28 protein-coding genes are annotated in these 22674 nt (G+C 67.1%); 17 read left to right on the top strand and 11 right to left on the bottom strand.

All coding sequences use genetic code 11. From position 1 onward, the window contains the following. The first annotated feature begins 9 nt into the window (after positions 1–9). From IAG41_RS21010 to IAG41_RS20985, 6 genes are read left to right on the top strand one after another with little or no spacing between them, the layout of a single operon-like run. Positions 10–753: a peptidylprolyl isomerase gene (locus IAG41_RS21010; protein ID WP_262408808.1), complete on the top strand. Its 744-nt coding sequence runs from the start codon at positions 10–12 to the stop codon at positions 751–753. A gap of 24 nt (positions 754–777) precedes the next feature. After that, positions 778–1803, top strand: coding sequence for a tRNA preQ1(34) S-adenosylmethionine ribosyltransferase-isomerase QueA (gene queA / locus IAG41_RS21005; RefSeq protein WP_187730647.1), 1026 nt, complete (start codon positions 778–780; stop codon positions 1801–1803). Positions 1804–1817: 14 nt separating this feature from the next. Beyond that, positions 1818–2351, top strand: a complete 534-nt coding sequence (locus IAG41_RS21000) for an EF-hand domain-containing protein (protein WP_187730646.1) — start codon at positions 1818–1820, stop codon at positions 2349–2351. A 43-nt stretch (positions 2352–2394) separates the two neighbouring features. Then, positions 2395–3327, top strand: a complete 933-nt coding sequence (locus tag IAG41_RS20995) for a cation diffusion facilitator family transporter (protein WP_187730645.1) — start codon at positions 2395–2397, stop codon at positions 3325–3327. Continuing rightward, positions 3320–3994 (top strand): HAD hydrolase-like protein, encoded by a 675-nt coding sequence (locus tag IAG41_RS20990; RefSeq protein ID WP_187730644.1) that lies wholly within the window; start codon positions 3320–3322, stop codon positions 3992–3994. Before IAG41_RS20995 ends, IAG41_RS20990 begins: the two co-directional genes overlap by 8 nt. A 32-nt stretch (positions 3995–4026) precedes the next feature. Further along, on the top strand, positions 4027–4959 hold the full coding sequence (locus IAG41_RS20985; protein ID WP_187730643.1) for a bifunctional helix-turn-helix transcriptional regulator/GNAT family N-acetyltransferase: 933 nt from the start codon (positions 4027–4029) through the stop codon (positions 4957–4959). Here the strand turns inward: IAG41_RS20985 and IAG41_RS20980 are convergent. Next, complete coding sequence (locus IAG41_RS20980; protein ID WP_262408807.1) at positions 4928–5539, bottom strand: cupin domain-containing protein; 612 nt, start codon at positions 5537–5539, stop codon at positions 4928–4930. The genes IAG41_RS20985 and IAG41_RS20980 overlap by 32 nt on opposite strands. A 49-nt stretch (positions 5540–5588) precedes the next feature. On the opposite strand from IAG41_RS20980, the gene tgt reads away from it, so the two are divergent. After that, entirely contained in the window at positions 5589–6728 is a 1140-nt protein-coding gene (tgt, locus tag IAG41_RS20975) for a tRNA guanosine(34) transglycosylase Tgt (protein ID WP_187730642.1), read from the top strand. 122 nt (positions 6729–6850) lie between these two features. Beyond that, positions 6851–7846, top strand: coding sequence for a cell wall hydrolase (locus tag IAG41_RS20970; RefSeq protein WP_262408806.1), 996 nt, complete (start codon positions 6851–6853; stop codon positions 7844–7846). 59 nt (positions 7847–7905) lie between these two features. Here IAG41_RS20970 and IAG41_RS20965 read toward each other — a convergent pair whose 3' ends face one another. The 3 genes from IAG41_RS20965 to IAG41_RS20955 all read right to left on the bottom strand — a co-directional run bounded on the left by IAG41_RS20965 (position 7906) and on the right by IAG41_RS20955 (position 10952). Further along, positions 7906–8280 (bottom strand): hypothetical protein, encoded by a 375-nt coding sequence (locus IAG41_RS20965; protein WP_187730641.1) that lies wholly within the window; start codon positions 8278–8280, stop codon positions 7906–7908. A gap of 147 nt (positions 8281–8427) precedes the next feature. After that, a complete protein-coding gene (gene recN, locus IAG41_RS20960; protein WP_187730640.1) occupies positions 8428–10092 on the bottom strand; it encodes a DNA repair protein RecN in 1665 nt (554 codons plus the stop codon). Positions 10093–10136: 44 nt separating this feature from the next. Then, positions 10137–10952, bottom strand: coding sequence for an outer membrane protein assembly factor BamD (locus IAG41_RS20955; RefSeq protein WP_187730639.1), 816 nt, complete (start codon positions 10950–10952; stop codon positions 10137–10139). A 122-nt stretch (positions 10953–11074) separates the two neighbouring features. Between IAG41_RS20955 and IAG41_RS20950 the strand changes: the two genes are divergently transcribed. Next, positions 11075–11899 (top strand): class I mannose-6-phosphate isomerase, encoded by an 825-nt coding sequence (locus IAG41_RS20950; protein WP_187730638.1) that lies wholly within the window; start codon positions 11075–11077, stop codon positions 11897–11899. Positions 11900–12000: 101 nt separating this feature from the next. Next, complete coding sequence (locus IAG41_RS20945) at positions 12001–12543, top strand: glycine zipper 2TM domain-containing protein (protein ID WP_187730637.1); 543 nt, start codon at positions 12001–12003, stop codon at positions 12541–12543. Positions 12544–12631: 88 nt separating this feature from the next. On the opposite strand, the gene IAG41_RS20940 is transcribed toward IAG41_RS20945, so the two are convergent. Next, the gene (locus tag IAG41_RS20940) at positions 12632–12958 is read right to left on the bottom strand and encodes a hypothetical protein (protein WP_187730636.1); all 327 of its coding nucleotides are present in this window, start codon (positions 12956–12958) and stop codon (positions 12632–12634) included. Between the two features lie 36 nt (positions 12959–12994). Next, the gene (locus tag IAG41_RS20935; protein WP_187730635.1) at positions 12995–13222 is read right to left on the bottom strand and encodes a hypothetical protein; all 228 of its coding nucleotides are present in this window, start codon (positions 13220–13222) and stop codon (positions 12995–12997) included. Between the two features lie 109 nt (positions 13223–13331). Between IAG41_RS20935 and IAG41_RS20930 the strand changes: the two genes are divergently transcribed. The 6 genes from IAG41_RS20930 (at position 13332) to IAG41_RS20905 (ending at position 17146) form a co-directional block, all read left to right on the top strand. After that, positions 13332–14063: a hypothetical protein gene (locus IAG41_RS20930; RefSeq protein WP_187730634.1), complete on the top strand. Its 732-nt coding sequence runs from the start codon at positions 13332–13334 to the stop codon at positions 14061–14063. A gap of 66 nt (positions 14064–14129) precedes the next feature. Further along, positions 14130–14507, top strand: a complete 378-nt coding sequence (gene crcB, locus IAG41_RS20925) for a fluoride efflux transporter CrcB (RefSeq protein WP_187730633.1) — start codon at positions 14130–14132, stop codon at positions 14505–14507. Next, positions 14504–15598, top strand: coding sequence for an RluA family pseudouridine synthase (locus IAG41_RS20920; protein ID WP_187730632.1), 1095 nt, complete (start codon positions 14504–14506; stop codon positions 15596–15598). The genes crcB and IAG41_RS20920 overlap by 4 nt, the downstream gene beginning before the upstream one ends. Continuing rightward, positions 15595–16254: an HAD-IA family hydrolase gene (locus IAG41_RS20915; RefSeq protein WP_187730631.1), complete on the top strand. Its 660-nt coding sequence runs from the start codon at positions 15595–15597 to the stop codon at positions 16252–16254. The genes IAG41_RS20920 and IAG41_RS20915 overlap by 4 nt, the downstream gene beginning before the upstream one ends. Then, the gene (locus IAG41_RS20910; RefSeq protein ID WP_187730630.1) at positions 16251–16472 is read left to right on the top strand and encodes a hypothetical protein; all 222 of its coding nucleotides are present in this window, start codon (positions 16251–16253) and stop codon (positions 16470–16472) included. Before IAG41_RS20915 ends, IAG41_RS20910 begins: the two co-directional genes overlap by 4 nt. Next, positions 16469–17146: an ATP12 family chaperone protein gene (locus IAG41_RS20905; protein ID WP_187730629.1), complete on the top strand. Its 678-nt coding sequence runs from the start codon at positions 16469–16471 to the stop codon at positions 17144–17146. Before IAG41_RS20910 ends, IAG41_RS20905 begins: the two co-directional genes overlap by 4 nt. A gap of 124 nt (positions 17147–17270) precedes the next feature. On the opposite strand, the gene IAG41_RS20900 is transcribed toward IAG41_RS20905, so the two are convergent. The 5 genes from IAG41_RS20900 to typA form a co-directional block, all read right to left on the bottom strand. Further along, the gene (locus IAG41_RS20900; protein WP_187730628.1) at positions 17271–17831 is read right to left on the bottom strand and encodes a hypothetical protein; all 561 of its coding nucleotides are present in this window, start codon (positions 17829–17831) and stop codon (positions 17271–17273) included. Positions 17832–17853: 22 nt separating this feature from the next. Then, positions 17854–18504: a guanylate kinase gene (gmk, locus tag IAG41_RS20895; RefSeq protein WP_187730627.1), complete on the bottom strand. Its 651-nt coding sequence runs from the start codon at positions 18502–18504 to the stop codon at positions 17854–17856. A 70-nt stretch (positions 18505–18574) separates the two neighbouring features. Continuing rightward, on the bottom strand, positions 18575–19444 hold the full coding sequence (locus tag IAG41_RS20890) for a rhamnogalacturonan acetylesterase (protein WP_187730626.1): 870 nt from the start codon (positions 19442–19444) through the stop codon (positions 18575–18577). A 13-nt stretch (positions 19445–19457) separates the two neighbouring features. Further along, the gene (locus tag IAG41_RS20885; RefSeq protein ID WP_187730625.1) at positions 19458–20021 is read right to left on the bottom strand and encodes a hypothetical protein; all 564 of its coding nucleotides are present in this window, start codon (positions 20019–20021) and stop codon (positions 19458–19460) included. A 97-nt stretch (positions 20022–20118) separates the two neighbouring features. Next, positions 20119–21954 (bottom strand): translational GTPase TypA, encoded by a 1836-nt coding sequence (gene typA / locus IAG41_RS20880; protein WP_187730624.1) that lies wholly within the window; start codon positions 21952–21954, stop codon positions 20119–20121. Positions 21955–22049: 95 nt separating this feature from the next. Here typA and IAG41_RS20875 point away from each other — a divergent pair, with 95 nt between their 5' ends. Further along, positions 22050–22619: an NADPH-dependent FMN reductase gene (locus IAG41_RS20875; RefSeq protein WP_187730623.1), complete on the top strand. Its 570-nt coding sequence runs from the start codon at positions 22050–22052 to the stop codon at positions 22617–22619. Positions 22620–22674 lie beyond the last annotated feature (55 nt).

Genomic DNA, 22674 nt, shown 5'->3' with positions numbered 1-22674 from the left:
GGGAAGTTAATGCGTTTCGTTGCCGCGCTGGCCGCCATGGCCGCCACCTTGATCGCCGTTCCGGCACTCGCCCAGGGCAAGGCGCCCAAGCCCGAGGTCCAGCCGCTGGCCGGCGTCACCGCGGATTCGACGGCGGCGGTTCCCATCGTCGTGCCGGCGGACCCGGAGAATACCTGGATTCTCGATCTTTCGACCGGCGGACGCGTGATCTTCCGGCTGCGCCCCGATGTCGCGCCCAAGATGGTGGAGCGGGTCAAGACGCTGACGCGGCGACATTTCTACGACGGCATTACCTTCCACCGCGTCATCGATGCGCCCGAGAACATGGCGCAGTCCGGCGATCCCAAGGGCGACGGCACCGGCGGTTCGGATCTGCCCGACGTCCCCGCCGAGTTCAACAACCTGCCCCATGTCCGCGGCGCCGTCTCGGCCGCACGCGCACAGGACGTCAACAGCGCCAACAGCCAGTTCTTCATCATGTTCGGCGCGCATCTGGGCTTCGACCATAACTATACGGTGTTCGGCCGCGTCACCTCGGGCATCGAATGGGTCGACAAGATCGAGCGCGGCGAGCCCCCGGAGAGCCCGACGCGCATCCTCCACGCCTATGTCCAGGCGGACAACCCGCCGCCCTATGTGGCCGAGGTCGCTGCGCCCGTGCCTGCGGCACCGCTGCTGATCCCGACCGCGCCCGCGCCGGCCGCGCCCAAGCCGGCCCCGGCCAAGAAGCCGGCTCCGGCGAAGAAGAAATAAGGGCGGCGGCCCGCTACCCGAATCGTGAACGTAGACCTTTTCGATTTCGAGCTGCCGGCGGAGCGGATCGCGCTGCGGCCGGCGAGCCCGCGCGATTCCGCGCGGATGCTGGTGCTGGACGGCGCCGGCACGCGCGACGCGGCCGTGCACGACCTGCCGGGCCTGCTGCGCGCGGGCGACCTGCTCGTCTTCAACGACACGCGCGTGATCCCGGCGCAGCTCGAGGGCAAACGCGGAGAGGCGAACATCGGCGCGACGCTCCACAAGCGCGAGGGTCCGCGGCGCTGGCGCGCCTTCATCCGCAACGCCAAGCGGCTGCGCGAGGGCGACACGATCGATTTCGGCGAGGGCGTGACCGCGCACGCCTCGGACCGCGCCGAGGATGGCAGCTTCGCGATCGACTTCGCCGGCGACGAGCCGGTCGAGCTGCTGCTCGCGCGCTGCGGACGGATGCCGCTCCCGCCCTATATCGCCTCCAAGCGACCGACCGACGCGCGCGACGCCGAGGATTATCAGACGATGTTCGCGAGCGAGCCCGGCGCGGTCGCGGCGCCTACCGCGGCTTTGCACTTCACACCCGAGCTGATGGCGACGCTGGAGGCCGCGGGGATCGGCCACGCCACGCTCACGCTCCATGTCGGTGCGGGCACCTTCCTGCCGGTCAAGGCCGAGAACACCGACGCGCACAGGATGCATGCCGAATGGGGGCGGATCGACCAGGACACGGCCGACCGGCTGAACGCGGTGCGCGCCGCGGGCGGCCGCGTGATCGCCGTCGGCACCACCAGCCTGCGCCTGATCGAAAGCGCCACCGGTGAGGATGGCGTGATCCGCCCGTTCGAAGGCGACACCGCGATCTTCATCACCCCCGGTTATCGCTTCAGGGGCGTGGACGGGCTGGTCACCAATTTCCATCTGCCGCGCTCGACTTTGTTCATGCTGGTATCGGCGCTGATGGGGCTGGAGCGGATGCAGGCGGCGTATCGCCATGCGATTGCCACAGACTATCGCTTCTACAGCTATGGCGACGCGAGTCTGTTGCTGCCCTGATCGAAAGGATCTCCATGCGCTTCCTTCTGCTGCTCGCGGCGTTCATCGCGACGCCGGCCTTCGCCCAGGATCGCGTGGGCATTCCGGCGGGGAGCGGTAACAGCGCCAATCCGATCGGGCAGAGCACTCGCGCCCAGCCCGCCGCCACCGTGATCGTCGAGCCGGTGGCGATGATGATCGCGGCGTTCGATGCGGACGGCGATGCCAAGGTGACGCGCGCCGAATTCGACGCGGGGCTGCGCCACAGCTTCGACAGCGTCGACACCGACAAGAAGGGATCGATCGGCTATATCGCCTTCTCCGACTGGTCGGAGCGCTGGCTGGGCGACCGCAACACCCTGCCCAGCCCGTTCGAAGTCGATCGCAACGGCGACAACCGGATCAGCTTCGCCGAACTGGCCGAGCGATTCGACCTGCTCTTCACGCGCTTCGATGCCAACAAGGACGGCGTGCTGGTGCGCAGCGAGTTGGTGACCATCCGTCCGCCGGCGTTCAATCCGGGCCGTGGAAAGCGCGGGCGCGGCAATCCCGCCAATCCCGGCAATTGATGTCCTAGCATCTCATGCGCGAGCCCGGCTAAGAGCGGAACGAATGGCCGCGCATCACGACCACCACCATCATTCCCACGCGCATTCCCACGCGCCCAGGGACTTCGGCCGCGCCTTTGCGATCGGCACGCTGCTCAACCTCGCCTTTGTCGCGGTCGAGGGGGGTGCGGGCGTGTGGACGGGGTCGGTCGCCTTGCTCGCCGATGCCGGGCACAATCTGTCCGACGTGCTCGGGCTGCTGATCGCCTGGGGCGGTGCCGAGCTCGCCAAGCGGCCGACCAGCAAGCGCTTCACCTATGGCCTGCGCGGATCGTCGATCCTGGCGGCGCTCGCCAATGCCTTGCTGCTGCTCGTCGCGGTGGGCGCGATCTCGCTCGAGGCGGCACAGCGCCTCGCCGATCCGCACCCGGTGGCCGGCGTGCCGGTGATGATCGTCGCGGCGGTGGGCATCATGGTCAATCTGGCGACGGCGATGCTCTTCGCCAGCGGCCGCAAGCACGACATCAACATCCGCGGCGCCTATCTCCACATGGCCGCCGATGCCGGCGTCTCCGCCGCGGTGGTGGTGGCGGGCGCGATGATCTATTTCACCGGGCTCGCCTGGATCGATCCGGCGATCAGCCTGGTCGTCGTCGCGGTGATTCTGTGGAGCACCTGGGGGCTGCTCAAGGAATCGATCACGATGGCGCTCCATGCGGTGCCGCAGCGGATCGATGCCGAGGCGGTCGAGCGCTCGCTGGCGGCGCTGCCGGGCGTGACGCGGGTCCATGATCTCCACATTTGGCCGATGAGTACGACCGAGGCCGCGCTCACCGCGCATCTGGTGATGCCGGGGGGCCATCCGGGCGATCTCTTCCTCAGCGACCTCCAGCACCGGCTGGCGCACGACTTCCGGATCGACCATACGACGGTGCAGATCGAATTGGGCGACGGGGCGGAGTGCCGGATGCATGGCAATGGAGGGGGGCATGGCTGAGGCGGCGCGCACCTCCACCGCCGCGCCGGTCCGGCTGGTGATCTTCGATTTCGACGGCACGCTGTCGGACAGCGGCGACTGGTTCCTCTCGGTGGTCGACCAGCTCGCCAAGCGCTTCAAGTTCCGCACGGTCAAGCAGGGCGAAGTCGAGATGCTGCGCCACAAGAGCTCGCGCGAAGTGATCCAGTATCTCGGGATCGCGCGCTGGAAGCTGCCGTTGATCGCGCGCCATGTCCGCCGGCTGGTGGGGCGCAACGCGCATGAGATCGAACTCTTCCCCGGCACGCCCGACCTGCTCGAGCGGATCGCGGCGATGGGGGTCAAGATCGCGCTGGTGACCTCGAACTCGGAAGCCAATGCGCGCAAGATCCTGGGCGCCCAGCACGCCGCACGCATCGATTGCTATGCCTGCGGATCGTCGCTGTTCGGCAAGGCGCCCAAGTTCCGCCGGGTGCTCAGGAAGATGGGTGTTCCCGCTTCGGACACGCTCTCGATCGGCGACGAGACCCGCGACATCGACGCCGCGCGCGAGACGGGGATGCGCGCAGGTTCGGTGCTGTGGGGCTATGCCAGCGAAGAGGTGCTGACCGCGCTGGGGCCGGACGCGCTGTTCCGCACGCCGCAGGACATATTGGACTATGTCGCGGCGCATTCGGTAGATACTTGACTTCGTCAACTATCCTATAGCATCCTTGATCGATGGATCAGGCCATCGATCGCTTCCGCGCGTTCAATCGCGTGCATACCCGCTTCGCCGACGTGCTCGCGCCGCATTATATGGGCTCGGAGATGAGCGTCGCCGAGGCGCGCCTGCTCTATGAAGTCGCCAAGCGCGAGCCGGTGCTCGCCGCCGAGCTGCAGGAGGTGCTCGGGCTCGACGCGGGCTATGCGAGTCGGGTCCTGAAGCGCTTCGAGCAACGCGGCTGGATCGAGCGGAAGCGCGGCGCCGGCGATGCCCGCCAGCGGCCGATCGCGCTCAGGCCGCCGGGCCGCGCGGCGTTCGAATCGCTCGATGCCGAAACGCGCTCGCATACCGCGCGCCAGCTCGAGTCGCTCGGACCCGCGGGCGGCCCGTTGCTTGCCCAGCATCTCGATGCCGCGCGCGCGCTGATCGAGCAAGGCACGGCGGACTGGGCGATTCGCCCGTTCAGGACCGGCGACATGGGCGTGATCGCGAGCCGCCAGGCAGTCCTGTACGCCGAAGCCTTTGGCTGGGGCCGCCCGATGGAAGTGCTGCTCGGGGAGGTAACCACCGCGTTCCTGCGCGACTTCCAGCCCGGCCGCGAGCAATGCTGGGTGGCGGAGCGCTGCGGCGCGATGCTGGGATCAATATTCCTGGTCGACGGCGGCGACGACGTGGCGCGGCTGCGTCTGCTCTATGTCGAGGAAGAGGCGCGCGGGCTGGGGATCGGCGCGGCGCTGGTGCGCACCTGCCTCGGCTTCGCGCGCGATGCCGGATATCGCAAGGTCGTGCTGTGGACCCACACCGTGCTCGCCAGCGCCCGCCGGATCTATGCGGCGGAGGGCTTCGCGATCGTCTCGACCGAAACCCATTCCGAATTCGGCGAGCCCGTGCAGGGCGAGACCTGGGAGCTCGTCCTCACCCCAGATGGACCGCCAGCCATACCGTAGGGCGGTCCCTCGCGGTCCAGGTGACCCAGTGCCTCTGCCCCGCCGCGATCCAGACATGGTCACCGGGGCCGAGCCGCACCTCGTCCGAATCCTCGATGCGCAGCCCCGCGGCGCCTTCGAGGAGGAGCACCCATTCGTCGCCATCCTGCACCATCGGCTCGGCTTCGGGCGTCGCCTGGCCGCGCGAGACGATGCGCTCGACGCGGATTCCGGGTCGAGCGAACAGCTCGGTAAAGGCCTCGGCGCGCCTCGCGGCGGGCAGCTTGGCGAGGAGATTGTCGACCTTCACCTTGAAGCGCGGCTTAGGCTTCGGGGCGGGCGCCGGCTTGGGCTTGGGTCGCGCCTTCACCGAGCCGGCCGACTTTCCCCAGGTCTCGCGGGTGTCGCCGCGCAGATGGTCCTCGATCTCGGTGGCCGTGGCGACGAGCCGATCCTTGTCGAACCCGAACACCGCCTCGCCCTTGGCATCCTTTAGGCCGAAGCGTCCGAAGTCACCGCCGGGCTTGCGGCGCCGCGACTTGACCAGCTTCAGCCCGCGATGCGCGGCCATTTCGCGCAACTGGTCGTCCTGCTCGCTCATCCGCGCTCCCCTCGACTTGGCGCCCTCAAATCGGCAAAGGGCAACGCCCATGCAAACGCCAACGCCCCGTTTCCAGTTCACCATACACGCCACCGACGGCAAGGCCCGGCTCGGCAGCATCGCGATGCGCCGCGGCGAAATCCGCACGCCGGCCTTCATGCCGGTCGGCACCGCCGCCACCGTCAAGGCCATGAAGCCCGCCGATGTCCGCGCGAGCGGCGCCGACATCATCCTGGGCAACACCTATCATTTGATGCTGCGCCCCGGCGCCGAGCGCGTCCATCGGCTGGGCGGACTGCACGGCTTCATGGGATGGGACCGGCCGATCCTGACCGATTCGGGCGGATACCAGGTGATGAGCCTGTCCGAGCTGACCAAGCGCAGCGAGGAAGGCGTCGCGTTCAAGTCGCATCTCGACGGATCGAAGCACCTGCTTTCGCCCGAGCGATCGATGGAGATCCAGCGGCTGCTTGGTTCCGACATCGTCATGGCGTTCGACGAGCTGGTGCCGACCACCTCGACCCGCGAGGTGCAGGCGGCGGCCATGGAGCGCTCGATGCGCTGGGCGAAGCGCAGCCGTGAGGGCTTCGATTCGGGCGGCGAGCATGCCGCGAACGCGGCTTTGTTCGGCATCCAGCAGGGCGCGCTCGACGAAGGTTTCCGCAAGGCGAGCGCCGACGCGCTCAAGCAGATCGGCTTCGACGGCTATGCGGTGGGCGGGCTCGCGGTGGGCGAGGGCCAGGAGGCGATGTTCGGCGTGCTCGATTATGCGCCCGGCCAGCTCGATACCGAGAAGCCGCGCTATCTGATGGGCGTGGGCAAGCCCGACGACATCGTCGGCGCGGTCGAGCGCGGGATCGACATGTTCGATTGCGTGCTGCCGACCCGTTCGGGGCGCACGGGGCAAGCGTTCACGCGCTCCGGTCCGATCAACATCCGCAACGCCAAATTCGGCGAGGACCAGGGGCCGCTCGACCCCGTTTGCTCCTGCCCGGTCTGCGGCACCTGGAGCCGGGCCTATCTCCACCATCTGGTCCGCGCCGGCGAGATCCTCGGCGCGATGCTGATGACCGAGCATAATCTCTGGTTCTACCAGCAGCTGATGGCGGACCTGCGCGCGGCGATCGGCGAGGGCCGGCTGACCGCCTTCGCCAACGATTTCCGCACGCGCTATTACGGCGGCGAGTGACGGCGGAAAATTACGTTAACCATCAAGTGTTTCGCCCCGGGACAGGGCCAAATCCATTGGCGCGGCAGTAACCCGAATCAGCTAGATAGAGCGCCTTCTCTTATGAGCGGGTGGGCGGTTTCTTGTTCTGGCGGCGTTTCACGCAGATGCAGATGCGCGGACTGGCGGCGGCGGCGCTCGCCTCGCTGATCGGCGCCGGCTTCTCCGCCCAGGCATTGTCACCCGCGCCGGCCAAGCCCGAGCCCGTCCCGACGCCGACCGGCTATGAGGCCGAGGATCATTTCCCCGGCGCCGCCAATTATACCGCGATTGCAGACGATGCGGCGGTGACGCCCGGAACCACCGGCACGATCGAACTGCCGACCACGCCCGTTCCCGAAAACGCCGTGGTCGATGCCTCGATCCAGGCGGCCAAGCCCTTCGTTCTGCGCGGCACCGGGCTCGACAAGGCGCGCGCGCTCGAATGCCTGACCGACGCGATCTATTACGAGGCGGCGCGCGAGCCCGATGACGGCCAGCGCGCGGTCGCCCAGGTGGTGCTCAACCGCGTGCGGCACCCCGCCTTCCCCGCCTCCGTATGCGGCGTCGTGTACCAGGGATCGGAGAAGCGCGGCTGCCAGTTCAGCTTCGCCTGCGACGGCTCGATGACACGCGGCGTGGCGCGGGCCTATTGGCTGCGCGCCCAGAAGATCGCCGCGGCGGCGCTGAACGGAAACGTGTTCGCGCCGGTGGGCGAGGCGACGCACTATCACACCTTCGCGGTCACCCCGAGCTGGAACCGCAGCCTGGTGATGACCGGCGTGTTCGGCGCGCATTTCTTCCATCGCTGGAAGGGCTATTGGGGCACCGCTGCGGCATTCAACCAGGCCTATCGCGGCGGCGAGCCGTTGCCCCAGCCACATCCGAGCCTGGAGCCCCTGCCCGTCCCCACCCCGACCCCGCTGCCGGTATCGCCACTGGCGGCAAGCACGCCGACGCCGGTGGCTCCCACCGCACGCGCGGCGATCCAGCCGGCCTATGCCGATAGCGGCGCGCCCACCCGGACCTATGCCGCGCCCGTCACGGCAGACTCGCAGGTCCTCGACAGATGGAAGGACAGCGGCAAGCCGCTGCGCTGATACGAAAACGGGCCCTGCCTTTCGGCAGAGCCCGTCTTCATTGGCCTGTCGCCCAGGGGTTAGCGACGGTGGCCGTTGCGGTCGTTGCGATCATGCTTCTCGATCATCACGCGGGCCGACAGCGCATCGAAGCGGCGGTCGAGGTCACGGCGCTCGGCCATGGTCAGGCCGGGACGCGAGCGGCGATACTGAGCCTCGAGGCGCTCCAGCGAACGAAATTCGGCGCGGAGCTGGGTCGCTTCGCGGCGGCTGAGCGCGCCGGAGCGGATGCCCTGGTTGATCCGCGCTTCAATCCGCGCCTGGCGGGCGTTGATGTTCTGCCAGCCCTGGTCATAGCCATAGCGCGGCGCGGGAGCCGGAGCGGCGAATGCGGCGGCGGGAATGGCCGAGACGGCGATGCCCAGGCCGGCGATCATCAGCGAAAACTTCTTCATGGTGACACTCCTCTTTCAAAACTGGACCGTCCCTGCGGTCGACTGTCTTTATGGGAGGGGCGTGTCTCGAAGGTGTGACGGCGAAGGCGTTTTAGTGTCACGCTTTGTCGCAGGTCCGAGAGCTTCGTTCAGGAACGTTAACGCCGGTCAGGCGGGCTCGAGCAGCCGTTCCGCCTGGGCACGTGCCTCGTCGGTGATCTGCGCGCCCGAAAGCATGCGGGCGATTTCCTCGCGGCGCTGGACGGTGTCGAGCGGCGTCACGCCCGTGCGGGTGACGATCCCATCGTGGCTCTTGGCGATCAGCAAGTGGCGGGCGCCGCGTGCCGCGACCTGCGGGCTGTGCGTGACGACCAGCACCTGCGCGGTGTCCGCCAGCCGGGCAAGACGCTCGCCGATCGCGCTCGCTACCGCACCGCCGACGCCGCGATCGATCTCGTCGAAGATCAAGGTGCGCGCGCCGCCTTCCTCGGCCAGCGCGACCTTCAACGCCAGGATGAAGCGCGACAGCTCGCCGCCCGAGGCGATCTTGATCAGCGGCGCGAAGGGGGCGCCGGGATTGGTCGAAACCTCGAATTCGACCCGGTCCATGCCCGAAGGCGACCAGTGCGCCTCGTCGAGCGGCTCGACCACGGTGCGGAAGCGGGCGGCGTCCAGCTTGAGCGGCTTGAGCTCGGTCTCGACGGCGGCATCGAGCCGTGACGCGGCCTGCGCGCGCGCCGTGGAGAGAGCGCGCGCCGCCTCGCGATACATGCGGTGGGCTTCCTCGGCCGCGAGTTCGAGCCGGGCAATGCCTTCACCGCCGCTGGTCAATCGCTCCAGGCGACCGCCCAGTTCCTCCAGCAATGCCGGCAGTTCCTCGGGCTGGACGCGGTGCTTCCGCGCGATCGCTCGCAATTCGAAAAGCCGCGTCTCGTCTGCCTCGAGCGCGGCGGGATCGAAGGCGAGTGCCTCCGCCGCGGCATCCACCCGCTCCTGCGCCTCGGTTCCTTCGGTGAGCGCGCGGTCGATTGCGGCAAGCGATTCGCCCAGCGCGGGGTGATCGTCGGCGATGCGTTCAAGAATGCGCGCCGCCTGGCGCAGTCGGGTCAGCCCGCCTTCCGATCCTTCGAGCAGATCGGCGATGCCCTGGAGCTCGCCGGCGATCCGCTCACCGCGCTGCATCGTGGCGCGGCGCTCGGCCAGCACCTCCTCCTCGCCTTCCTCCGGCGCCAGCGCGCGCAGCTCGGCGACGGCATGCTCCAGCCATTCGCGGTCGCGCTCGGCGGTATCCTGCTCGGCACGGGCGACGGCGAGCAGGTCCTCGGCCTCGCGCCATGCCCGATGCGTGATCGCCACCGGCCCGACATCGCAGCGCCCGAAGGCGTCGAGCAGCGCGCGATGTCCGCGCGGATTGAGCAGCCCGCGATCGTCGTGCTGGCCATGGATCTCGACGAGATGCGGCGCCAGCTCTCGCAACAGTCCCGCGGACGCCGGTTGATCGTTGAGGAAGGCGCGGCTCCCACCGTCGGACTTGACGATGCGGCGAACGAGCAAGGGCTCGCCCGGCTCCAGCTCGAGACCGTTCTGCGCGAAGAGATTGGCGATGGCGCTGTCATGCGCGAATATTTCGAATGTAGCGGTGACCACGGCCTGGCCGGCGCCCTGGCGTACCAGGCCGCTTTCGCCCCGGGCGCCGAGCGCCAGCCCCAGCGCATCGAGCAGGATCGACTTGCCCGCGCCGGTCTCGCCGGTCAGCACGCCAAGGCCGTCGCCGAACTCTAGGTCCAGCGCCTCGATCAGCACGACATCTCGGATGGCAAGCGCAGTCAGCATGCGCCTACCCTATCGCAGGAACGGACGACGAACGAAAGTGCGGATCAGTGCGCCGCGGGCGCGGCCGCGGTCGCCTTTTCAACCTTGCCCTTATTCTTCTGAATGAGGTCATAGGCATGCTGGTACCAGTCGGTGCCCGGATAGTTGGCGCCGAGCACGGCGGCCGATTTCTGCGCCTCTTCCGGCACGCCGAGCGCAAGGTAGCATTCGGTCAGCCGCATCAGCGCCTCGGGCACGTGCGTGGTCATCTGATAATTCTCGACCACCGCGCGGAAGCGGATCACCGCCGCGAGCCACTGGCCGCGCGTCTCGTAGAAACGGCCGATCTCCATTTCCTTGCCCGCGAGGTGATCGCGGACCAGGTCCATCTTCAGCCGCGCGTCGGCGGAATATTTGGTGTTGGGATAGCGGCGCGTGAGCTCGCCCAGCGAATCAAGCGCCTGCTGCGTGATCTTCTGATCGCGCGTCACGTCGCTGATCTGCTCGTAATAGCTCAGGCCGATCAGATAGTAGGCATAGGGCGCGTCGCGATTGCCCGGATGGACCGCCAGGAAGCGCTGCGACGATGCGATCGACTGGGCATAATCCTGGTTCAGATAATAGCTGAACGCGCCCATCAGCTGTGCGCGACGCGCCCAGACCGAATAGGGATGCTGGCGCTCGACTTCGTCGAACAGCGCGGCCGCCAGCTTGTACTGGTGCTGGTCCAGCCGCTGCTTGGCGGCAGAATAGAGCGTGCCGACGTCGCGCGCGACATAAGGCAGGTCTTTGTTTGCACCACGCTTGGCGCAACCGGCGACGGAAACGGCGAGCACCGGAATGAGCGCGAAAGCAAGCGCGCGAGGCAGGGGGATACGCATAGGACGCGGTCTTAGCCCGGTCCGGTGGCTGCAAACAATCCTTTTCGCGGCGGGATTAGGGCGGATCGCATCGACGCGAAAATGCGTTAGGTGGGACGAACTTCCTGTTGAGAGGGATTCGAGTGACCGCGACGCTTCTTGCCACCCACCGCGTGGAAAAACCCTGGGGCCGCCACAAGCTGTGGCCGGGCTTTGCCGATCCGGCCGCCGATGGCGATCCGGTGGGCGAGATCTGGTTCCAGACGCCGGGCGACAGCACGCCTGACCTGCTGATCAAATATCTGTTCACCAGCGAGAAATTGTCGGTGCAGGTCCATCCCAATGACGAGCAGGCACATGCCGCGGGTCTACCGCGCGGCAAGGACGAATGTTGGGTGATCCTGGATGCCGAGCCCGATTCGACGATCGCGCTGGGGACCAAGCAGCCCGTCGACCGCGAGACGCTGCGCGCCGCCGCGCTGGACGGATCGATCGAGGACCTGCTCGACTGGAAGCCGGTCAAGGCCGGCGACTTCCTCTATTCGGGCTCGGGCACGATCCACGCGATCGGCGCGGGAATCACGCTGGTCGAAGTGCAGCAGAACAGCGAGACCACCTATCGCCTCTACGACTATGGCCGCCCGCGCGAGCTGCACCTGGACCAGGGCATCGCGGTCGCGGAGCCGGTGCCCTATGTCCCCAATCCGATGCCGGGCAAGGTAGCGGACGACCGCGCGATCCTGGTCGAAGGGCCCAAATTCGTGCTCGAGCGCTGGGAAGGCGGGCACCGCAAGGTGAAGCTGCCCGAGGGCGTCACCGGCTGGCTCGTGCCGCTGAAGGGCGAAGGCGTGGCCGACGGGGTGCCGTTCCGCGCCGGCGACTGCCTGACGCTCGAGGGCGGAGCCGAGCTGGAGGCCGCAATGGGTAGCGACCTGCTGTTCGCCTATCCGGGGAACCGCCGTATCTGAACAAATGGCCATGCGATGAACGCAAGGTAGTTTGCCATTCACGCAACTTCACCATGCTTCGATACGTTGGATCGAATAGCTGAAACAGCAGGAGTGGAACTATGCGTATGATCTTGATCGCCGCAATTGCCGCGGTGACATTGCCGGCAATGCCGGCGGCGGCCCAGCGGCACAATAGCAATACACGCGAAGCGCAGCGCGACTGTGCGCGTGACTTGCGAAATTCGGACAGCCGCGGCGAATATCGCCGCGAGGCACGCGATTGCCGCCAGGATATTCGCGAAGCCCGCCGGGACGATCGCCGTGAATGGCAGCGCGATTGGCGCAGGTATCGGAATTACGACTATAATCGGCTGCCGCGCGGCGAGAGTGGCTACTACGCCGACCAATATTATCGCGACGGCCGCTATTATCAGGAGCGCCGTCTGAGCCGGAACGACCGCGTCTATCGCGGCAATGACGGACGTTATTATTGCCGCCGCAACGACGGCACGACCGGCCTGATCGTCGGCGGCGTCGCCGGCGGACTGTTCGGCAATGCGATCTCGAACGGCCGCAACGCGACCCTCGGCACGCTGCTCGGCGCGGCTGCGGGTGCGGCGATCGGCCAGTCGGTCGACCGCGGCAATGTGCGCTGCCGCTAACAAAGCTTGCCACGCAGGCAGGAAGGGCCCGGCGCTTGTCGCCGGGCCCTTTTGCGTTCGGCTTATGGACTAACGCTCGTCCGCGCGATCAGGCGGACTGCTTTCCAGTACCGCGGCGACGACCAAATCTGAGCCATATCTTGAGCGGCACCGCGATCACGACGAACACCATCATCGCGCCGAATATCCAGACAAGTTCGGCGTCGCCTTGCAACACGCCAACCGCGATCAGGCAGGGAACCGCAATAACCGGCGTGATCTTCGACGCCCACCAGAGCGCGGCACTCCACCGCGCGTGGAACCAGGTGTCCCTGTCCCGCGGCAGCAGGACGACCGTCGCGACCAGCTTCAGGCTCAGGAGCAGTATCGCCGTCCAGGTCAGGAAGTCGACAAGGGTCGAGAAGCCGAATGTCATCTTGATCCCGTGCGGGCGATATGGGCGGGAAGACGCTTAGATGATGCCGCCGGTGAGGAAGAGGCGCACGCCGCTGATCAGCAGCACCACGATGTTGAGGTTGCGCCCCGCCGTGCCGCGCGAGAGCAGCCCGAAGGCCAGGCCGACGACCGCGACCGGGAACGCGATCCAGTTGACCAGCGGGAGGAGCGGGATCGGCAGGATGCCCACCATTGCGATCAGCAATGCGACGAGGCCGATCAGGATCGAGATCAGGTTGAACATGCACCCTACATGGCGATTCCGGGGTGTGTTGGCAAGATAGCACAGTTTGTTCGCCAAACGCTTATTTAACCTTCCTGCGCCATCACTTCAGCGCCCAAAGGAGCGTTGAATGGCCCGCAGCCGAGCTTTCCTACCCCTAGTGATCCTGCCGCTGGTGCTGGCCGGATGCGCTGGCCCTGCGCCCGACAACAGCGTGGACAACGGCGCCAACGCCGCCGATCCGGCGCTGACCAGCGCGCTCCAGGACCAGATCATGGTCGACCCGCAGCTGGGCCGCCAGGCGAACAGCGACGCGGTGCGCCCGCCCAGCCAGCCCTATTCGGGCGGCGTCCCCGCCGACGGCGTCGCCGCGAACACCGATACGGTCGACAACGGCCAGCTTCTCCACGCCCCCGCCCCCATTGCCGCGACCAAGGACTGCACCCAGTGCGCTGCGGCGCGCGAGGCGGTCACCCTGGGAGGCCTGGCGCAGCGCCAGAAGAACCCCAGGACCAAAGGCTGCGCATCGCAGCTCACTTATTCCGCGGGCTGGGCCCAGCGGCTTCCCGCCGATCTGCCGCTCTACCCGCAGGCGCGCGTCACCGAGGCGGCGGGCACCGAGGGCGGCAAGTGTCAGCTCCGCGTTGTCAGCTTCTCCGCTGCCCAGCCGATGCAGACGATGATCGACTGGTACTACACCAAGGCGATCCGCGGCGGGTACACCGCCGAGCACCAGATCGACGGCCAGGAGCATATCCTGGGCGGCACCCGCGACAAGGACGACAGCGCCTATGTGCTGTTCATGACCGCGCGCAGCGATGGCGGCACCGACGTGGATTTGGTGGCGAACAACGGCAACTAAGCGGTCGGTCCCCGCAGTCGCGGGGAGGAATGGTCAAGTCGGACTTTCCGCGCTACCGGCATCCACATGCCAAATCTTCTTCTCGTCATGCTCGGCGGCGCCCTCGGGTCCGGCGCGCGATACCTGACCGGACGGGCGACGCTCGGCTGGTTCGGGCCGGGCTATCCCTGGGGCACGCTCGCGGTGAACCTGATCGGCGGCTTCCTGATGGGCGTTCTCGTCGGCAGCCTCGCGCGGATCGGCGAGGGCGGCGAGCAGTGGCGGTTGCTGATCGGCGTCGGCGTGCTCGGCGGATTCACCACCTTCTCTGCCTTCTCGCTCGACGCGATGGTCATGATCGAGCGCGGCGACTGGGTTTCGATGCTGGGCTATGCTCTGGTTTCGGTGATCGGATCGATCGCGGCGCTGGCGATCGGCCTGCAGCTGACAAGGACGCTGGCATGAGTGCCGAGAACGAAGTCCGCCAGTTCATCGTCGCGGCCGATGACGACGGCATCCGGCTCGATCGCTGGTTCAAGCGGCATCTGGAGGATGTCAGCTTCAACATTGTCTCGCGCTGGGCGCGCACCGGCCAGCTCCGCGTCGACGGCGCGCGGGCGACGCCGGGCGATCGTCTGGTCCAGGGCCAGACGATCCGCGTGCCACCGGCCGAGCCGGTCAAGCCCGACACCGTCAAGGTCAAGCCCGATCGCCCGCCGCTCAGCGACGACCAGATCGCTTTCATGCGCGAGATGGTGATCCACCAGGACGCCTCGGCGATCGTGCTCAACAAGCCACCGGGCCTGGCGACGCAGGGCGGCACCAAGACGCACGAGCATATCGACGGACTGCTCGACGCGCTCCAGTTCGACCTGGAGGGGCGGCCCAAGCTCGTCCACCGCCTCGACAAGGATACATCCGGCGCACTCCTGATCGCCCGCACCTCGCGTGCCGCCGCCTTCTTCTCCAAGTCCTTCTCGGGGCGCACCGCCAAGAAGATCTATTGGGCGCTCGTCATGGGCGTGCCCGAGATCGAGGACGGCATCATCGATCTGCCGCTCGCCAAGCAGCCGGGCACCGGCGGCGAGAAGATGCATGTCGACGAGAAGGAGGGCGCGCCGAGCCGCACCCGCTATCGCGTGATCGAAGCGGCAGGCAACAAGACCGCCTGGGTCGAGCTCCAGCCCTTTACCGGGCGCACGCACCAGCTGCGCGTCCATATGGCGGCGATCGGCCACCCGATCGTCGGCGACGGCAAATACGGGCTGCAGGAAGCCTTCCTGACCGGCGGCATTTCGCGAAAGATGCACCTCCATGCGCGGCGCATCCGTATCGATCATCCCGATGGCGGCAAGCTCGACGCGACCGCCGAGCTGCCCAGCCACTTCGCCGAATCGATGAAGACCTTGGGCTTCGATCTGTCGCTAGGCGACTGGATCCCGCTCGACGACGGCCCCGTGCCGCCCACCCGCGAGCAGAAAAAGGCGATGGGCCGGGCCCATGCCAAATCGGTGCGCAAGGAACGCCGCGGCGAACGCGGCCGCCGGCGGGGATGAACCGACTCGCGCTCTTCGATTGTGACGGGACGCTCGTTGATTCGCAGGCGAGCATCTGCCTGGCGATGGAACATTGCTTCATCGGCCAGAAGCTCGAGCCGCCCGCGCGCGAGGCGATCCGGAGGATCGTCGGGCTGAGCCTGGTCGAAGCGATCGCGCGACTGCATCCCGAGGCCGACGACGCGTTCCACCGCGTGATGGCCGAGGACTATAAGCGCGCCTATTTCATGCTCCGCACCGAGGGAAAGATCGAGGACGAGCCGCTGTACGACGGTATCGCGCAAGCGATCGACACTCTGGATGCCAATGGCTGGGTGCTCGGCGTCGCCACCGGCAAGTCCGATCGTGGACTGCTCCGCGTGCTTGACGCGCACAGCCTCAGGCATCGCTTCGTCACGCTGCAGACCGCCGACCGGCACCCCTCCAAGCCGCACCCCTCGATGATCGAGACGGCGATGGCCGAGGCGGGGGCCGCGCCCGAGACGACGGTGATGATCGGCGACACCAGCTTCGACATGGCGATGGCGGTGAATGCCGGCGCACATGCATTAGGTGTTGCATGGGGCTACCACACCTCGCATGATTTGATCGCGGCGGGCGCGGCCCGCGTCGCCGATCATGCGAGTGCCCTGCCAGGGCACCTGGAGGCCCTATGACCGAGGAAGATCGCCTCGCGCGGAACCGTTACTATATCATCGCCGGCACCAATCTGGTGGCGACCGCCGGTGCCGTGCTGGGATTGCTGATCGCCGGGCGATCGGTGACGACCGAATATACCGTGCTCGGCGGCGCGCTGCTCCTCGCCTCGCTCTACATGATGGCGGTGGTGCCGCGCTGGCTCGCACGCCGCTGGCGGACGCCGCCGCAGCCGTGAGACGCTTCTGGAAGGACGTGACCGTCGAGGGTCGCGAGATCGCGCTCGACGGCAAGCCGGTGCGCACGCCCGGCCGCGTGCCGCTCGCTTTGCCCACCCCCGCGCTTGCCGAAGCTGTCGCCGAGGAATGGCGCGCGGTGGGCGAGACGCTCGATCCGCGAGCGATGCCGCTGACCGGGCTGGCCAATGCCGCGATCGACCGGATCGCGCCGGATACCGCAGCCTTCGCCGCCGGGCTTGCCGCTTATGGCATGAGCGACCTGCTCTATTACCGCGCCGAAATGCCCGAGCCGCTCGTTGCGCGCCAGCAAGCGGCCTGGGATCCGCTGCTCGCATGGGCGCGCGGCCGCTACGACGTGCATTTCGAGACGACCGCCGGGGTGATGCACCGCGCCCAGCCGCCCGCCACGCTCGCGCGGCTGGCGGAGGCGGTCGCGGCGCTCGACGCATTCCACCTCGCCGGGCTTTCGCCGCTGGTGACCGTCAGCGGATCGCTGGTCGCAGCGCTGGCGCTGCTCGAGGGTGCGGCGGACGCCGATACGGTGTGGAACGCCGCGCATGTCGACGAGGAATGGCAGGCCGAGCAATGGGGCCATGACGACCTCGCCATCGGCGCCCGCGAGGCGCGCCGCGCCGACTTTCACGCCGGCGCGCGCTTTTTGTCCCTCCTCTAGAGTCCCTCGTTTCAGCCAGTGCTCCTGCGAAAGCAGGAGCCCAGAGTAACGAGCGCATCGTCTGCGGCTCTTGGGCTCCTGCTTCGCAGGAGCCCAAGCTCTACCGCTTCCGTTCAGGATAGACCTAAGCCCGCACCACCACCGGCTTGGGGAGCGCCCAGGCGATCACCGCGCCCGCCGCGATCCACGACGCGACGTCGCTGATCCACAGATAGACGAAATAGCCCCAGGGCATGTGGTTGAAGATCGGCTGGCCGATATCCGAATAGGCCGTCACCGCCAGCGCGGCGATCCCCACCAGCCACAGCCGCTGCGCGAAGCTCAGGCCGCTTGCGACCATGCGGAGCGCGAACCCCATCAGCAGCGCGCAGACGATCGCGAGCACCAGCCCCCCGATCAGTGCGCTGGTATCGGGAATCGCGAAACCATGGCTGTTGAAGAAGACCATTGCGGTCGGCCCCTGGCCGTAGAGCTGCGTGCCGGCGGCCGTGCCCTGCCAGGGGATCGGATAGGCACCGGTGCCGAGTGCCCCCAGATGCTGGGCTAGTGTCTGCTGGATCGCCGCGCTCGCGGCATCGTCGGTACGCGAGAGCGCGATCAGGCTGAGCGGCGTCCCCCAGAAGAGGAAGCCGACGAACCACATCGCCAGCCCGCCCAGCACGCCTCCAAGCAATAGTCTCGTCATCACAACCTCCCCTGTTAGGAGGCTACTTATTCAACCCGCGGATGAAACCGATCAACCCCGTCTGGCGCGAGCGCTTCAGGCGCTCGGCTTTCAGGATCGTGTGGACCGATTCATAGCATTGATGCGCGTCGTCATTGACCAGCACATAGTCGTATCCGTCCCAGTGGCTGACTTCGCTGGTGGCGCGGGCCATGCGCGCGTCGATCACTTCGTTGGTGTCGGTCGCGCGCCGGATCAGCCGCTCGTGCAACTCGGTGAGCGAGGGCGGCAGGATGAAGACGCGGACCACGTCGCCGCCGGCGAGCTGGAACAGCTGCTGCGCACCCTGCCAATCGATGTCGAACAGCACGTCGCGGCCGGAGGCGAGGATCTTGTCGACCGGCGCCTTGGGCGTGCCGTAGCGATGGTCGAACACATGCGCCCATTCGAGGAACTCGTGGTTCGAGACCATCTCGCGGAACTTATCGAGGTCAACGAAATGATAGTCGACGCCGTCCACCTCGCCCGGCCGGATCGGCCGTGTCGTGTAGGACACCGACATTTCAAGATAGGGATCGGCGGCTAGCAATTTCCGCGCGATCGTCGATTTGCCCGCGCCCGAGGGTGAGGACAGGACGAAAAGCACGCCGCGGCGGCGGAATTTGTGGGGATCGCTCTCGGGGGCGTGGGGCATGGGCGCCTTTGGCGTGCGCATACCCCTCGCGTCAAGCCTTGGGCGGACGCGTCACAGCCGACAGCGCTGCTCAGGGCACCAGCAGCGGGCGCATATCCGGAACCGAGACTGCGAGCGCGTCTACGAGCATTTTGGAGAAATAGTCCGCCCCCTCGGGTCCGAGATGGGTGTAGTCGAAGGCGAGCTTGGCATTGCCCATCGGCTCGACCGCGGCATTGTTCTGGGGGGCCGGCGCCGTTGCGGGTGCGCCCGACTTGGCGGCGATCGTCGTGCCGGTCAGCGCAGCGGCAGCGACTTCGGGCGAAGGTGGCACCTGCGCGAAGCGATTGGCGGCGCTCGGCCCCATCGCCTCGACCGCATCCGCGCTCGCCTTGTTGAGATCGACCAGCGGCACCTTCATCTCCTCCGCGACCTTGCGGATCGCCGCGCTCCAGGGATCGAGATCGCGGTCGAGCTTGCCCGCCTTGAACTGGCGGCGCGTGAGCGGCGTCAGCAGCACGGGCTCGGCGCCGGCGGCGCGCGCTTCCTCGACATAATGTCTCAGATTGGCCGGGAATTCGGTGCCAAGATCGGTCGAGCGGCCGGGCTTTCCGGGCTGATCGTTATGGCCGAACTGGATCAGCACCCAGGTCCGCACGAAGCCCGGCGTCTTCATCTCCGCTAGTGCCAGGTTCCAACTGCCCTCGGCACGATAGCTATAGGTGCTGCGTCCGCCCCGGGCGAGATTGACGCACGCCATCGCCGAGGTGACGTGCCGCGCGCAGAAGCTCCCGCCCCAGCCGCTCAACACCTGCGTGGTCGAATCGCCGACCAGAAGGATCTTGGAGGCCCTGATCGGCATGGCCGGCGGCCGCTCCGCGTTGGTCTGCTGCGCCAGTGCGGCGCTGGGCGCCATCGCCGCGAGCGCCAAAGCCGCGCCGATCCACCAGCGCTTCGTCATGCATCCTCTCCAATCATTGGCCGGCTGACTGCGAGGGCACGGCCGGCTCGAGCGGCGGCAAGGGCAGCGGCGAATCGTCGAGCGGGATCGGCACGCGTTTCGACTTGTCGATCTTCGGCTTCTTGCCAAAGGTTCGTTTGAGCACCGAACCCATGTCATTGACCAGGCCGACCGGATCGGTCGCCTCGCCGGGTCTGTCGCAGCAGCTGTCGGGATCGATCAGCTTGCCGGCGGCGCGGACGAGGAAGGTGGTGCCGCCGAACAGGTCGATTCCGGTGGTGCAGCCTTCCGAGCGCGTCGCACAGGGCGCGGACGCCACGTTGAGCGCGCCGATACCGCTGCGATCGGGGTTGCTCGGGCTCGGCCGGTCGGGGGGACCGCGTTCCTCGGGCAACGGCAGGCGCGGATTGGCGGCCGCGCTTTGCCCGCACACCACGATCTCGTTAGGGCCGCCATTCGCGGCGGCGCAGGGATCGGCGAGGATCGACCAGCGCTGGGTGCCGTCGGCATCCTGTTGCGGAGGCGGCGCCGGCACGTCCTGGATGGCTCCGAACGCCAGCAACGTCATGATGAGCATGCCTGACTCCGCTTATCCGGTCGCCGGGCAGCCTAAGCGCGGTATCGCGGCATGGAAAGCCGGAAGCGCCGGGAGGCCCTCCCGGCGCTTCGGAGACTCAGGCCGCCTGCTTAGCCCGCGACGCCTTCTTGCGCTCGTGCGGATCGAGGTGGCGCTTGCGCAAGCGGATCGACTTGGGCGTGACTTCGACCATTTCGTCGTCGTCGATATAAGCGATCGCCTGTTCGAGCGTCATCTTCTTCGGCGGCGTCAGCCGGATGGCGTCGTCCTTGCCGCCCGAAGCGCGGAAGTTGGTGAGCTGCTTCGCCTTCATCGGATTGACCTCGAGGTCATCCGGCTTGGCGTTCTCGCCGACGATCATGCCCTCGTAGAGGGCCTCGCCATGGCCGACGAACAGGACGCCGCGCTCCTCGAGCGGACCCAGCGCATAGCTGTTGGCCTCGCCCGAGCCGTTCGAGATCAGCACGCCGTTCTTGCGGCCTTCGATATTGCCCTTGTGGGGGCCGTATTTCTCGAACAGCCGGTTCATGATGCCGGTGCCGCGCGTGTCCGACAGGAACTCGCCATGATAGCCGATCATGCCGCGGCTGGGCGCGGAGAAGGTAATGCGGGTCTTGCCGCCGCCCGAGGGACGCATGTCGGTCATCTCGGCCTTGCGGATGTTCATCTTCTCGACGACCGTGCCCGAATATTCCTCGTCCACGTCGATGATGACGGTCTCGTACGGCTCGGTCTTCTTGCCGTCTTCCTCGCGGAACAACACGCGCGGGCGGCTGATGCCGAGTTCGAAGCCCTCGCGGCGCATCGTCTCGATTAGAACACCGAGCTGGAGCTCGCCGCGGCCGGCGACTTCGTACGAATCGCGGTCATCGGCTTCGGTGACCTTGATCGCCACGTTCGATTCGGCTTCGCGGAACAGGCGGTCGCGTATCATGCGCGACGTCACCTTGCTGCCCTCGCGGCCCGCCATCGGCGAATCGTTGACGGCGAAGCGCATCGACAGCGTCGGCGGATCGATCGGCTGGGCGTGGAGCGGATCGCTGACGCTGGGGTCGCAGATCGTGTTCGAGACCGTAGCGGTGGTCAGGCCGGCCAGCGAGATGATGTCGCCCGCCTGCGCCTCTTCGGTCGGCACGCGCTCGAGCCCGCGGAAGCTCATGATCTTCGACGCGCGGCCGGTCTCGACGATCTTGCCATCATTATCGAGCGCATGGATCTGCTGGTTGGTCTTGACCGAGCCGGAGAAGACCAGGCCGGTCAGGATGCGGCCGAGGAAATTGTCGCGGTCGAGCAGGGTCACCAGGAACTTGAACGGACCGTCCGGATCGGCCGACGGCGCCGGCACATGCTCGACGATCTTGTTGAACAAGGGCGCCAGCGTGCCTTCGCGCAGGCTCGGATCCTCATTGGCATAGCCGTTGCGGCCCGAAGCGTAGAGCACCGGGAAGTCGAGCTGCTCGTCGGTGGCCTCAAGGCTCACGAACAGGTCGAACACTTCGTCCAGCACTTCCTGGATGCGCTCGTCGGGACGGTCGATCTTGTTGACGACGACGATCGGGCGCAGACCCAGCGCCAGCGCCTTGCCGGTGACGAACTTGGTCTGCGGCATCGCGCCCTCGGACGAATCGACCAGCAGGATCACGCCGTCGACCATCGACAGGATGCGCTCCACCTCGCCGCCGAAATCGGCGTGGCCTGGAGTATCGACGATGTTGATCCGCGTCTTGTGCCCGGCATGGTCGTCCCATTCGACCGAGGTGCACTTGGCCAGGATCGTGATGCCGCGTTCTTTTTCGAGATCGTTCGAATCCATCGCACGCTCTTCGATGCGCTGGTTGTCGCGGAACGTGCCCGATTGGCGGAAAAGCTGGTCGACTAGCGTTGTCTTGCCGTGATCGACGTGGGCGATGATCGCCACGTTACGAAGATTCATATTCTGTCCTGAATGTCGCGGAAGCGCGTATCGCGGGCGCCCATAGCCGAATTTGTGCGTTGCGGGAAGGGGATGTGCCGCTAGGAAGTTTCCCTATGACAGAACCCCTCAACATCCACGTCATCATCGGCAGCGTGCGCGAGGGGCGGATGGCATTACCCATCGCCAACTGGGTGATGGAGCAGGCAGCGCTGCGCGACGATCTCGCCTGTGAGCTGGTCGATCTCAAGGCATGGGAGTTGCCTTTCTACTGGCATTCCCGGGCACCGGCCGCGGGCGCCTATACCGATCCGCTCCAGCAGCGTTGGGCCGGGAAGATCGCTGCGGCGGACGGCTATATCCTGGTGGCGCCGGAATATAATCATTCGCCGAGCGCCGTCCTGAAGAACGCGCTCGACACCGTCTATGCCGAATGGAACCGCAAGCCGGTGAGCTTCGTCGCCTATGGCGGCGTTGGCGGCGCGCGCTCGGTCGAGCAACTGCGCCTGACTTCGGTATCGCTCGAGATGGCGCCGCTCAGCAACGCCGTCCACCTTGTCCGCCCCGGCGGCAAGCGCCGCGACGACCGGTTCGAGGGCGATGAGCATGACAACAAGGCGTTGGCCCGGGTGTTCGACGAACTGGCCTGGTGGGGCCGCGTGCTCAAGGCGGGGCGAGCGGGATAGAAGACGTGCCTGCGGTTTCGCCGCGGCCGTTCCCACCGCGCGCTTCGGCGCACGA

The organism is Sphingomonas sp. JC676 (assembly GCF_014489075.1).
GTDB lineage: Bacteria > Pseudomonadota > Alphaproteobacteria > Sphingomonadales > Sphingomonadaceae > Sphingomonas.
Note: the sequence above shows the minus strand (reverse complement) of the source record. Positions and strands in the feature narration are given on the sequence as shown.